The 12,329-nt window shown below is 59.8% G+C and carries 13 protein-coding genes; 7 read left to right on the plus strand and 6 right to left on the minus strand.

Annotated elements, in window-relative coordinates:
- The first annotated feature begins 119 nt into the window (after positions 1-119).
- Positions 120-1,787, plus strand: coding sequence for an energy-dependent translational throttle protein EttA (gene ettA, locus GGU46_RS19290; protein ID WP_183405200.1), 1,668 nt, complete (start codon positions 120-122; stop codon positions 1,785-1,787).
- Positions 1,788-1,810: 23 nt separating this feature from the next.
- Here the strand turns inward: ettA and GGU46_RS19295 are convergent, their stop codons facing one another.
- Complete coding sequence (locus GGU46_RS19295) at positions 1,811-2,533, minus strand: hypothetical protein (protein WP_183405201.1); 723 nt, start codon at positions 2,531-2,533, stop codon at positions 1,811-1,813.
- Positions 2,534-2,818: 285 nt separating this feature from the next.
- Positions 2,819-3,247 (minus strand): helix-turn-helix transcriptional regulator, encoded by a 429-nt coding sequence (locus GGU46_RS22355; protein WP_262890960.1) that lies wholly within the window; start codon positions 3,245-3,247, stop codon positions 2,819-2,821.
- On the opposite strand from GGU46_RS22355, the gene GGU46_RS19305 reads away from it, so the two are divergent.
- Positions 3,212-3,358 carry a hypothetical protein gene (locus GGU46_RS19305; RefSeq protein WP_183405203.1) on the plus strand — a complete coding sequence of 49 codons (147 nt, stop codon included), beginning with the start codon at positions 3,212-3,214 and terminating at the stop codon, positions 3,356-3,358. The genes GGU46_RS22355 and GGU46_RS19305 overlap by 36 nt on opposite strands.
- A gap of 434 nt (positions 3,359-3,792) precedes the next feature.
- Here the strand turns inward: GGU46_RS19305 and GGU46_RS19310 are convergent, their stop codons facing one another.
- Positions 3,793-4,176 (minus strand): hypothetical protein, encoded by a 384-nt coding sequence (locus GGU46_RS19310; RefSeq protein WP_183405204.1) that lies wholly within the window; start codon positions 4,174-4,176, stop codon positions 3,793-3,795.
- Positions 4,177-4,388: 212 nt separating this feature from the next.
- Entirely contained in the window at positions 4,389-4,850 is a 462-nt protein-coding gene (locus GGU46_RS19315; RefSeq protein WP_183405205.1) for a carboxypeptidase-like regulatory domain-containing protein, read from the minus strand.
- A gap of 871 nt (positions 4,851-5,721) precedes the next feature.
- On the opposite strand from GGU46_RS19315, the gene GGU46_RS19320 reads away from it, so the two are divergent.
- On the plus strand, positions 5,722-6,288 hold the full coding sequence (locus tag GGU46_RS19320; RefSeq protein WP_183405206.1) for a helix-turn-helix transcriptional regulator: 567 nt from the start codon (positions 5,722-5,724) through the stop codon (positions 6,286-6,288).
- A 352-nt stretch (positions 6,289-6,640) separates the two neighbouring features.
- Positions 6,641-7,066 (plus strand): hypothetical protein, encoded by a 426-nt coding sequence (locus GGU46_RS19325; RefSeq protein ID WP_183405207.1) that lies wholly within the window; start codon positions 6,641-6,643, stop codon positions 7,064-7,066.
- Positions 7,067-7,328: 262 nt separating this feature from the next.
- Here GGU46_RS19325 and GGU46_RS19330 read toward each other — a convergent pair whose 3' ends face one another.
- Positions 7,329-8,267: an SMP-30/gluconolactonase/LRE family protein gene (locus GGU46_RS19330; protein ID WP_183405208.1), complete on the minus strand. Its 939-nt coding sequence runs from the start codon at positions 8,265-8,267 to the stop codon at positions 7,329-7,331.
- A 259-nt stretch (positions 8,268-8,526) separates the two neighbouring features.
- Between GGU46_RS19330 and GGU46_RS19335 the strand changes: the two genes are divergently transcribed.
- From GGU46_RS19335 to GGU46_RS19345, 3 genes are all read left to right on the plus strand, one after another.
- Complete coding sequence (locus GGU46_RS19335; protein ID WP_183405209.1) at positions 8,527-9,627, plus strand: PAS domain-containing sensor histidine kinase; 1,101 nt, start codon at positions 8,527-8,529, stop codon at positions 9,625-9,627.
- 20 nt (positions 9,628-9,647) lie between these two features.
- On the plus strand, positions 9,648-11,246 hold the full coding sequence (gene treF / locus GGU46_RS19340) for an alpha,alpha-trehalase TreF (RefSeq protein WP_183405210.1): 1,599 nt from the start codon (positions 9,648-9,650) through the stop codon (positions 11,244-11,246).
- A 119-nt stretch (positions 11,247-11,365) separates the two neighbouring features.
- Complete coding sequence (locus GGU46_RS19345) at positions 11,366-12,034, plus strand: SOS response-associated peptidase (RefSeq protein WP_183405211.1); 669 nt, start codon at positions 11,366-11,368, stop codon at positions 12,032-12,034.
- Between the two features lie 55 nt (positions 12,035-12,089).
- On the opposite strand, the gene GGU46_RS19350 is transcribed toward GGU46_RS19345, so the two are convergent.
- Positions 12,090-12,296 carry a hypothetical protein gene (locus tag GGU46_RS19350; RefSeq protein ID WP_183405212.1) on the minus strand — a complete coding sequence of 69 codons (207 nt, stop codon included), beginning with the start codon at positions 12,294-12,296 and terminating at the stop codon, positions 12,090-12,092.
- Positions 12,297-12,329: the final 33 nt, after the last annotated feature.

Raw genomic sequence — 12,329 nt, forward strand, 5'->3', positions numbered from 1 at the left:
AGAAACCTCCGCTGAACTCGCAAGCTACCTCACCGGCGCCCTCACGGCTCAAGTAACCGCTCTGCCTCAGTATGTACGGGCTTCGGCCCACTTGATTCTGCACTTTCCTAACTCAACTTATGAGCGACCAACCCACCATTATTTTCTCCATGGCGGGGGTAAGCAAGATCTTCCCTCCCCAGAAGCAGGTTCTTAAAAACATCTACCTCTCGTTTTTCTACGGGGCCAAAATCGGCGTACTCGGCCTCAACGGCTCGGGTAAGTCTTCTTTGCTCAAGATTATTGCCGGGGTAGATAAGCAGATTCAGGGCGACGTGGTCTGGTCGCCGGGCTACTCGGTGGGCTACCTCGAGCAGGAACCCCAGCTCGACCCCACCAAAACGGTGCTGGAGGTAGTGCAGGAAGGCACCGCCGAAACGGTAGCGCTACTGAAGGAGTTCGATGAAATCAACGAGGCCTTCGGGGCCGAGGATGCCGACTTCGACAAGCTGCTGGAGCGCCAGGGCACCGTACAGGAGCGCCTCGATCAGCTTGACGCCTGGAACCTCGACAGCAAGCTGGAGCGCGCCATGGACGCCCTGCGCACGCCCCCGGCCGATGCCATTATTGGCAACCTCTCGGGTGGGGAAAAGCGCCGCGTAGCCCTCTGCCGCCTGCTCCTGCAAGAGCCCGACGTACTGCTGCTCGACGAACCTACCAACCACCTCGACGCCGAAAGCGTGCTGTGGCTGGAGCAGCACCTGCAGCAGTATAAAGGCACCGTAATAGCCGTAACTCACGACCGGTACTTCCTCGACAACGTGGCCGGCTGGATTCTGGAGCTGGACCGCGGCGAAGGCATTCCGTGGAAGGGCAACTACAGCAGCTGGCTGGAGCAAAAGGCCTCGCGCCTGGCCCAGGAAGAGAAAACCGAGAGCAAGCGCCAGAAAACCCTGCAGCGCGAGCTGGAGTGGGTACGCATGGCCCCGAAAGCCCGCCAAGCCAAGAGCAAGGCCCGCCTCGCCGGCTACGACAAGCTGGTGAACGAAGACTCCCGCGAGAAAGAGCAGAAGCTGGAGCTGTTCATCCCGGATGGCCCACGCCTGGGTGCCCAGGTAATTGAAGCCGAAGGGCTGACCAAAGCCTTCGGCGACAAGCTCTTGTTCGAGAACCTGTCGTTCAACCTGCCCCAGGGCGGCATTGTGGGCATCATCGGCCCGAACGGAGCCGGTAAAACCACGCTGTTCCGCCTCATCACGGGCCAGGTAGAACCCGATGCCGGCACGTTCGTGGTGGGCCCCACGGTGCAAACCGCCTATGTAGATCAGCAGCACGATACCCTGGACCCCAACAAATCGGTATTCGAAACCATTTCGGGCGGCACGGAAACCATGCTGCTGGCCGGCCGGCAGGTGAACTCCCGCGCCTACGTGAGCAACTTCAACTTCCGCGGCGGCGACCAGGAAAAGAAAGTTGGCTCCCTGTCGGGTGGGGAGCGGAACCGCGTGCACCTGGCTACTACCCTCAAGCAAGGCGCCAACCTGCTCCTGCTCGACGAACCAACCAACGACTTGGACGTGAATGCCATCCGGGCCCTGGAAGATGCGCTGGAGAACTTCGCCGGGTGCGCCGTTATCATCAGCCACGACCGGTGGTTCCTTGACCGCCTCGCTACCCACATCCTGGCCTTCGAGGGCGACTCGCAGGTAGTGTGGTTCGAAGGCAACTTCTCCGACTACGAAGAAGCCAAGCGCAAGCGCCTCGGCGACGTAGAGCCCAAGCGGGTTCGGTACCGGAGCCTGGGGTAGGATTTGATCAAAAGCAATGCCTTTTAGCACAGAAAATCCCCACTTGGTTGCAGGTGGGGATTTTTTTGATGCCTATTGCTTCCGCTTCTGTCTTGGCATCCAATGTCCTGCTTCTCCTTCTTCTTGTTTTCTTGCTTTTCGCTTTTTTGGCCAAACAGCCTCTGGCCGTTCTCCTCTACCATCAGCCTGATTTCGAAGCCAGGTAGTTGCTCCTTAACGGCGGCTACTGCCTGCTGCAGGCGCGCGGCATTTGCATCGGCCAACAGGAGTAGTGCATGTAAGGCACTGGGCTCAGTACCAGACGCCCACCAGCCCGGATCCCAGTCAGCTGGGTCGGGGTCGTGCAGGTTGCGGCGGGTTGCCTCCGCGCGCATCCCGGCAGCAAAAGCCCCATTACGTCCGAAGCTAGCCTGATCAACTGCTTCCTGGGGCATTTGCCCGGCTGGCACTTCCAGAAACCCGAGGCCTGCGGCTGTGAAAGAGAGCGTGGCAAACAGCCCGACATCGAAGCTATACTCCTGCTGCCTCTTTTCCCGCTCCCGGAGCTGCTGCTCGGTAGAAACGATACGTGGTAAGGTGGGGCCACTCTGTTCAACCAACTGGTTAATCCACTGTCTGGCTTTTGCAGAGTCACCAAAACGGACAAACAGAAGCGTCACATTTTCGCGGCCATGACCTTTCAAAATGTTGCCTTGTGCATTGCCGTAGCGCTTAATGGCCTGATCAGGAATAATGAGAGCGTTCATGTTGAAAGAACCCGAAAAGATGAGGTAATCAGTTGCTAGGCCTTCTTAGCTTAAGGCCCACGTTTCGCACGTCGATAAACCCAACCAGGATTTCAAGCCAAAAGAGAGCAGTGTCATGGCAAGCTTGGCAAGCAACGCTATAAAGGCGTGAGCAGGCTGAGTAGCGGATATAGGGGCTCCAGAGAAATGGCAAAACCATAGCCGCAGAGCAAATAGGGCTGGATGTTAGTGTGCACTAAAAATCGGCTCACGAGGCTCTGTTTCCTTCCGTACCACCACTGAATCCTACGTCAGAGCTAGCCATCTCTCCCGCACGGCTTGTACTACCAAGCCCACCAGCGTCTTCGTCCCGGCCTTCTGCAGCAGGGCCCGGCGGTGGCTCTCTACCGTGCGCACGCTCAGGAACAGCTTATCGGCTATTTCCTGGTTGCAGCAGTCAGCCATTACCAGTCGTAGGACTTCAACCTCCCGCTGACTGAAAGGGGTAGGGGGAGTAGCACGACGAGGTAAAGCTGGCGCAGTATTTATGCTATGGGTTGTGCTACTCAACAGCCCGGCTACCGTTGCTACTACCGTAGCTGGCGGGGCATTGTAAGTAAGCAAGGCGCTGGCCCCGGCTTGCAGCAGCTGCTGTCGTAAGTGCGTAGTCGGGCGAAGCCCCGTAAGAACCAGCGTAGATTGGCCGCTACGAATACCGTGCAGCTGTTGGAGCAAGCCCGGCAGTTGCGGGCTGTGCAGGCTACCATCGAGCACCAGCAGTGCGTAGGACTGCTGCCGTACAAGCACAAGCAGCTGGCTGCTATCAGCCATGACGCCGACGGATAAGGCAGGCCAATGGTCGTGCAGCGTGCTTAATAAGCCTTGCCTGTGAAGTGAAGGAGGCGCTACAACCAGGACGCTACCACTAGCATCTGAGTGAATAATCGGGTCCATCCCTAGCCAGAAAAGATGAGGTAGAAATCACGCTGAGGCACCCACCCGGGAGCAGAGCGTAACAACAGCGCAACAGGGATTGGCAGGTGGATGATAGAAGCTCAGGCTCTGTAGCTGATGTCTATCGGGGGCAGTGGTATTAAGTTAAAATTTTTCTCTGCCCGAAGCAATTTTTTTGTTGTTTTAATTATAATAAATATTAAATAAGTTAAAAAATACTTGTTCCTTATAAATCTTGAAAACGACCCGATATGCAGTTCACCGCATAAGAAAGCCCTGCGGCATACACCGCAGGGCTTCGGAATAACAGCTTTCTGGCCTATCCGCTACTGGTTATTCGCGTCGTCGATTTTGCCCCCGTCGTTAGCGGCGCTGGGCGCGGCGTTGCCGCTGCCATAGTCCGATTTGTCGGCGGTGGTGTTCTTCGTCTGGTTTTTTCGCTCGTTGTCGGAGCCGCCGCCGGTGTTGTTGGATTCCGCGTTGGGCTCGTCGCCGCGGTGGCTGCTGCCCTTGGCGTCGCGGGTAGCCTGGCCGCCGTCGTTGCCGTGGTTGCCGCCGTGGCGGCCGCTGGTGTCGTTGGGCTTGTCGGTGGTTTGGGTGGCGGCGCCTTGCTGCTGCCCGGCCACGCCGTGGGCATTTTCGGGGCGGGGCGTATCGGTGCCGTCGTTGGCGGCCTGGACCTGGGTGCGGTTATGCTCGTTCTGGCTCATAGGAAAGGTGGTTGGATGAAATACAGGAAAGAATACTGCTATACGGGCTGATAAACAGGTAGTTGACTTTTGGTCTGGCGGCCGGGCCTTGCAGGCTGTATAGGCCCGGCGCGGCTCCCCCGAGGTGTTGGGAGTAGCAAAAAGCGCAAGGCCGCCCCGGGAGGGCGGCCTTGCTGAATAATAACCGGGCGAGTAGCTCGCCAGAAAAAGGACTACTGACGGTAAGCCTGGCCGAAACGAACAATCTGACCGGCGCGCTTGCCCGTGCGCTTAATGCGCGTGCCTTCAGCCAGCTCCAGGCCTATTGCCTGAGGGTCGCAGCTCGTCAGCGTAATGTTGCGGTCCACGTAGCCCGCCGCCGCAACGTGCAGCACCTGTCCACGGTACACCGGCTCCTGAATGATATAGCGCCCTTCCGAATTGGTGATGTAGGGCGAGCGGCTACCCACTATGCTGACGGTGGCTCCAATCAGCGGTTGGCCCTCTTCCGTCAGGACCTGGCCCGTAAATTTCTCGTTGCAATTCAAGCGGGCGGCCGGAGCGGCCGCGGCTGGGGCAGCCAGCGCAATGCGCTCAGTAGCTGACTGAGCGGCTGGACCAGACGTTTGAGCAGTAGCAGCCAGTGGTAAACCCAGCAGAATAGAAAACGAAGCAACTAGTAGAGAACGACGCATATAAGGGGTGGGAAGTCAGAGTACAAGAACAAGTGCTACCTAAACGAACAAGCGTAAGTATAGTTAGAAATATATAGATTATTTGTAGAATAATCAAAATTATAATAAATAATATTCTATTGCCAGCTCGTGTAATAGGTAGTAGCCAGCAGTATGTTACTTGCTCCGCAAATCCGAAAACTACCCAGGCTAACCAATGATTAAAGCGCATAAGAACACTCAGGAACACTGCAGTACTCTTTGCTGCCCAGTGCCATTAGCCCTGCCCAGGGAGCCAATACACTACCGAAAGATTACCTGACCAAATTGCCCGCCTGAACTGTCAATCCCCTCCTTCACCGGGCAGAAATGGCTATTGAGTGGCAAGGCAGATGCATTGGACTAGTATCGCAGCGCGGGAGGCCAAGGCCGGCCTACCTTTGACTTAATAATAAAGCAGCGCGCGTAGGGTTTATGGAAAGGAAGGCTCGCACCGCGAAGTGTTGACCACCGGCAAAAGGAGTAGGGTGGATGAATGATATTTGTCGGTCAACGCGACGGAAAAAGCCGCTACCTCAGGTAGCGGCTTTTTTATTGGCCTCAGGAGGCTACTGCCACTGGCTGGTGAGGTTAGCAACTCCCGATGGGCTACGCAGCCTGTCTCCGACAGTAATTACGGACCAGCCGGAAAAACCCAGTCGGGAACTGCTACCCACACCTGCTAAGCTGATGGGATGGCTGTCTGGCTTGAAGCTTTACATGCTGATTGTCAGATTGCTACGCGCTATTGTGTCGAGTATTAAGAAATAGATTTGCCTGACACGAACTTGTGTCATTATTTATATTCTATAAGAAAACGACACAATTCAGCAGCTCTTACGTTAAGCCCCGCATGGCTACCTTGGCAACTCCCCAGCTTCTGCAGGCCCTGCGGGCCCGCTATGGTTTATCGCAGGCGCAATTAGCGGAATATCTGGCGGTTTCCCGTGCGCAAGTGTCCATGGTTGAGCAGGGCCAGCGTACACTGTCGGCGGCGCAGTGGAGCCGGCTGCAGCCGTTGGTAGCGGTTCTGGAAGCTTCAGCTGCCGGAGCCTCAGTGGCTGGGGTACCACCGGAAAGCGTTGATACGGCGGGCCGCGAGGCTTTACAGCGCCGCTTGCGCGAATGTACCCAGGAAGCGACCCGGCTACGGCAGGAACTCAGCCGGCTGCGCGCCCGGGCAAGCCAGCACCAGGCCGTACTGCGCGAACTGCTGCCCCTGCTGCTACCCCTGGCCGGGGCCACCGACGCGCAGCCGGCCCGGGCCTGGCTGCTGGCGCGGCAAAGCGAAGCCACCGAGGAGCTGCACCACAGCGGTGCGGCGGCGCAAGTGCTGCTGGAGCTGCGTATTGAGGCCCTGGACTATGAAGCCGCGCAGGCGGCCCTACGTCTGGCCCGCGCCGCCAACCTAATGGGGTAAGCCGGGCAGCCGCCATATGGCAAGCGGACTGCTAGCGCGCAGCACAACGTCCGGCTACATCTGGCGCTGCCCCACGAGGCCGGTTGCTTTACCGCGCCCCTCCCCGTACCAGCGGTGGCAGAGGTAGTTACCTGGGAATGGCTCCGGAGGGCGCGTTACGGGTGCTCATGGGCTGGCCGCATGCCGTGAAGAACATCGCCACTTTTCGTTTCCCGCCCGCAAAGCGTGCTGTGTATGCCGTGGGGCCACCAAGCCGGCACGTGTTTTCTTTCGGGCGGAAGGGCGGTTGTTGCGCGCAGAGCTAGGCCGTATCTTACGGGTCTCGCTTGCTTTGCACCGTATTCGCCGCCGTATGCTGTCCGAATTTCCTACGTCCTGCCTTGAAATAAACTACCGGCCCGATCTGGCTGTGTTTATTATCCGGTGGCTGCGGCAGCCCACCCCCGAGGAATTACAGGCGGGCTACCTAACGGCGCTGAAGGCAGCCCAGGGGTCCTGCTGCCGCTTCTGGCTGGTAGATGGTCGTCGCCGCGCCGATGCTAACCAGAAGAGCAGTGGCTGGATGATGGAAACATTTTTCCCGTTGATGGCCGCCCGGCTGGGAAGCCCGATATATATGGCTTACCTGTTTATGCCCAGTCACCTGGCCGATCTGGAGGCGGATGCCTCGGTGCCACCTCTCTCGTACTTCGATGACCGGCCCTACCTCATCCGGCGCTTCACCAGTGAACAATCGGCTATGATGTGGCTGATGGACTGCCGCCAGGCCAGCCGCTAGAAGCCGCGGGCTGCGCTTTCAACGAAACCTGAAAAAGCATCGGAGAAGTTGATGGGCCCACGCGGGCTCAGGCTGCAGCGTGTGCCTGCCTGATAATTTCAGCACTACCCGCACCAGCGTGCAACTGCGTTTGTGGGGCGGCTGGAGGATAGGCGCGCCGCAAGTTATTCAGCAGGTAGCAGCAGCCACGCCCGATGCCGTTGCGGCGGCTTCCGTCTGGCTGCCGCAGCCGAGCCCGCGCTACAACAAGTGTTGGCCACTGCTACCGGGCGCCGGTTACACGCATGGGCAGGGTATAAATCCCCTCCGAAGCCGTAATAAACAGCAGGTTGCGGTTTAGGCCGGCAAAACAAACGTTGCCGGTCCACTTCTCCGGAATGGCAATGTGCTCTATCAACTCTCCGGCCGGCGTGTACACGTGTACGCCGTCGCCCGTCAGGTACACGTTGCCTTCACTATCCAGGGTCATGCCGTCGGAGCCCTGGGCCACGAACAGCTGGCGGTTGGTAAGCTGACCCTGGGGGCCAATCTGGTAGCGGTAGGTTTGGTTGGCTTCCATATCGGCCACGTACAGCAGCCGGCCATCAGGAGTACCGATGATGCCGTTGGGCTTTTGCAGCTGGTCGTCGGCCACCAGAGGTTGCTGCTGACCCTTGGGTAGGTAATACAGTTTCTGGCCGCCCAGGCCAGGGTCGGGGGTAGTGTGGGTCCAGTAGGTGCGCTGGTAGTAGGGGTCAGTGAAATAAACGCCTGCCGTTGTGGGGTTGATCCAGAGGTCGTTGGGGCCGTTGAGACGGTGGCCTTGCACGTTGTGTAGCAGCACGGTAACGCGGCCCTGGGCGTCAATAGACCACAACTGGTTTTTCTCGTCGGCGCAGGCCAGCAGGTTGCCTTGCGCATCAAAATAGAGGCCGTTGGCGCGGCCGGCCTTATCCAGAAAAACCGACAGCTTACCGTCGGTGCCGTATTTCCAGATCTTATTGTTGGGCTGATCGGTGAAGAACACGTTGCCGGCTTTGTCGGTGGCCGGGCCTTCCGTGAAGGCAAACTGCCGGGCCACCAGCTGGGGCTGGGCCTGCGGAGCCCGCACGGCCCGGTGGCGAGTGCCCTGGGCTGGCCGGCGGGCGGGCAGGGCGACAAAAGCGGTGGTGAGAGCAGCGCCGGCCAGCAGCACCAGGTACCAAGCAAGACGAGAGTTCATGCTACCTATATATAAGGGGTCAGAGTACGAAAGGGCGGGGCCTGCGTAAGCCAGGCCGCCCCTTCTGGTACGCAAAAACAGAGAAAGAGGACCAGGGAAAAAGAAGCCACGGCCGCTGCAACGCCGTATCCCCCGGAGAGAGCCACACCGCTCCCGCGTGGTGCCAGAAAACCCGCAACAGCCCAACGGTAGCAGCCGGGCGGGGGCTAAACGTCTGGGCGGAGCCTGCGTATGCTAGGGGACTATTACTTCCTTGGCTATGCTTGATTTTGCTTCTTTGTTTCGCCCCTTGGCTGAGCGCAGCCAAGTGGTATATTTTGTGTATCAGCTGGAAACCAAGGAGGTAGCCTACGTGAGTGCAGCATACGAAACGGTGCTGGGGCGCCCGCGCGAAGCCGCAAGCCAGGACCTGCCCGCCCTGCTGGCCCGCCTGCACCCCGACGACCAGTCCTATGCCGCTGCCCGGCTCGCGCACCTGCTGCAGGGCAAATTTGTGGAAGACGTGGAGTTGCGCCTGATGCCCGCCCCCGGGCGGGCGGGGCAGCCCCAGTGGCTGTGCGTTACGGTAGGGCGGGTGGAGCAGGCCCCGGGCCAGACCTACCTGAGCGGCACCGTGCAGGACATCACCCAAACCCGCGAATACATCGATAACGCCGACCGTTTCAATAAAAAGAAAAACACGACCCTCGAAATTCTCTCGCATGATCTGGCCGGACCCTTCATCATGATCAAGCAGGTGGCGGGCTACCTGGGCGAGCGGATTGAGAGCCTGCAGGATGCCCAGCTTTCGGAGCTGCTTCATTCCATGCAAACCACCTGTCAGGATAGCATCAACCTGATTCGGGACTTCGTGGACAATGAGTTTCTGGAGTCGTCGGGGGTGAAAATGAAGCTGGAGCGCGTAAACCTGACTCCGTTACTGCAGGAGATAGTGCAGCAGTTGCAAAAACCAGAGGCGGGGCTGGGCAAGCAGTTCTCCTTTGCGGGGCCGGAAACCTGTTACCTCCACCTCGACCATAACAAGTTTATGCAGGTGGTCAACAACCTGCTCAGCAATTCCATCAAGTTCACCCCCGACGGCGGACATATCCGCACGGAGATTCAGGACCTGGGCCACGAAGTGCTGGTCATAATAAAAGACACCGGCATTGGTATTTCGAAAGAGATGCAGGATGTTCTGTTTGAGCGGTTTACGCCGGCCCGCCGGCCTGGTTTGCGGGGCGAGAAAACCACTGGCCTGGGGATGTCCATTATTAAAACCATTGTGGAGCTGCACGGGGGGCGTATCTGGTTTGAAAGCAGCGAGGACAATGGCTCCACTTTCTTTATTGCCCTACCCCGCATGGAGCCGGAAAACTAACGCGGCCTGTCATTTTGCTCATGAAGAAAGTTTTCGTTGCCTGCCTGGGCCTGCTGCTTTTATCCCGGCTGGCTGGCGCCCAGCCGGCCGGGCCGCGCAGTCCGCGGCAGTTGTTTCCCGGACTGTTTGAGGCCGTGCAGCTGGGCCGCATCTTCCCCGACAACAAGACCTTCGTGGACGCTGTACCCCTGGAGGCGCCGGCCGTAGTACTGGCCGCCTACGAGGAGCAGCGCCGCCTGCCGGGCTTCGACCTTGGCCGGTTTGTACGGGCGTATTTCCGGCTGCCAGAAACGTCGGCCTCCGGCTACCACACCCGGGTAGCAGGCGGCATCCGCCACCACCTCGATACGCTCTGGACGGTGCTGCGGCGGCCCGGCCAGGATTCGGTGGCGCCCTACTCGTCGTTGCTACCGCTGCCCCGGCCCTACGTGGTGCCCGGGGGGCGCTTCCGGGAAGTGTACTACTGGGACTCCTATTTCACGATGCTGGGCCTGCGCGTGAGTGGGCGGCCCGAGCTGATGCGGGGTATGCTCGACAACTTTGCCTTTCTGATTACCCGCTACGGCTTCGTGCCCAACGGCAACCGCACGTACTATCTCACCCGCTCTCAGCCCCCATTTTTTAGCCGCATGGTGGAGCTGCTGGCCCAGGAGCAGGGCGATACGGTGCTGCGGCGCTACCATCAGCCCCTGCTGCGGGAATACCTGTTCTGGATGGCCGGCGCCGACTCCGTGGCGGCGGGCGCGGCCTTCCGCTCGGTGGTGCGCCTGCCCGGCGGCGAAATCCTGAACCGCTACTGGGACCGGAGCGAGGAGCCGCGCGAAGAATCTTACCTGGAAGATGTAACGGCAGCCCGGCGCAGTGCCCAGCCTCCTGGCCAGTTTTACCGCAACGTGCGCGCCGCCGCGGCCTCGGGTTGGGACTTCAGCAGCCGCTGGTTTGTGCCGGGGCAGGGGCTGGAGTCCATCCGTACCACCAGCCTGGTGCCCGTCGACTTAAACTGCCTGCTGTATCAGCTGGAGCTGACGCTGGCCCGCAGCAGCCGGCTCCAGCTCGAAACGGCCGCGGCCCGCCGCTTTCAGGACCGGGCCGCCGCCCGCGCCAAGGCTCTGCAGCGCTACTGCTGGAATGCCCGCGCCGGCTGGTTTCAGGACTACGATTGGGAGCAGCGCCGCCTTGCACCGGTGCGCACGCTGGCCGGCATGTTTCCGCTGGAAAGCGGGCTGGCTACTCCGGCGCAGGCCCGCAAAGCCGCTGCCGTGCTGCGCCAGGAGTTTCTGCAAGCCGGTGGGCTGCTAACTACCCTGACTACCACGGACCAGCAGTGGGATGCACCCAATGCCTGGGCCCCGCTACAGTGGGTGGCAGTGCAGGGCCTGCTGCGCTACCAGCAGCATGAGTTGGCTGCTACAGTGGCCCGGCGCTGGATGGAGCTGAACTACCGGGTGTTTCAACGCACGGGCAAGCTTATGGAGAAGTATGATGTGGTGAATACTGCGGCGCTGGGCGGCGGTGGCGAGTACCCGCTGCAGGACGGATTCGGCTGGACCAACGGAGTGCTGCTGGACTTGTTGCAGCGCTACCCTGCCCCCACTCAGGAGCCCGCGGGCGGGGAGTAAGAGCCGAAGCTGGCAGAAACCGGAGCAGACGTTGTGAACATGAGTTGCGGGGCCACCCTGAACCAAGCGGCGAAGCAGCCGTTCAAACGAGGTAATTCCACCTGATTTTCTTCCCGATTATGTGCGGCCGTTATACCGTTACTCCGCCCGTTGCGGCACTGGAAGCCCGCTTCGAAGCCTCTTTCGCTGGTTCTTCCGCTGTTCCTACCTACAACGCTGCGCCCTCGCAGCAACTACCGGTTATCCTGAACACGGAGCCAGGGCGTATTCAGCTGCTCCAGTGGGGACTGTTGCCGGGCTGGGTGCGCGACGTGCAGAAAGCCCCGCGCCCCATTAATGCCCGCGCCGAAACCCTCTCCGAAAAACCGTCCTTCCGTACCCTGCTGCAGCGCCGGCGCGCCCTAGTACTGGCCGACAGCTTTTATGAGTGGCAAGCTACCACCCGCGGCAAAGTGCCGCATCGTATTCTGCTTGCTTCCGAAGAGCCGTTTGCTTTTGCCGGCCTCTGGGATGAGTGGCTTAACCGGGATACCGGCGAGGTGCACCCTACCTTCACCATCATCACCACGGCCCCGAACAGCCTGATGGCGCCCATCCACAACCGCATGCCCGTGCTGTTGCCGGGGCGCGAAGCGGAGCTGGCCTGGCTGGATGACGGGCTGGGCATGGCTGGCCACCAGGAGCTGCTCCGGCCTTACGCCCCCGATGCTATGCGGGAGTATGTAGTGAGCCCGCTGATAAACTCGCCTGCCCATAACGAGCCGGCCGTGCTGTTGCCCGCTGCCTAAGCAGCAGAAGCAACAGCACGGCCGGCTCATTGTGCGCAGGAAAGGTAAGTGCTGACTAAGAGCGGAAAAGCTCGTTGCGCCGCAAGGCTCGCTCGTAGGGCAGCACGGGCGGACGACGCTTTTTGGCGGGAAGAAGCTTGCTAAACCAGCCCGATTTCTGCCGAACCCGATTGGCTGGCTCCGGAGCTGCTGCCTGCGCCGTTTCGGTAGCCGTAAGTACCACGGTAATCAGTAAGGCGGAGGAAGCGAGTAGGGCTTTCATGGTATTATGTCGTTATATAATTGAAGTCATTGA

It is taken from the genome of Hymenobacter latericoloratus, assembly GCF_014199535.1.
GTDB lineage: Bacteria > Bacteroidota > Bacteroidia > Cytophagales > Hymenobacteraceae > Hymenobacter > Hymenobacter latericoloratus.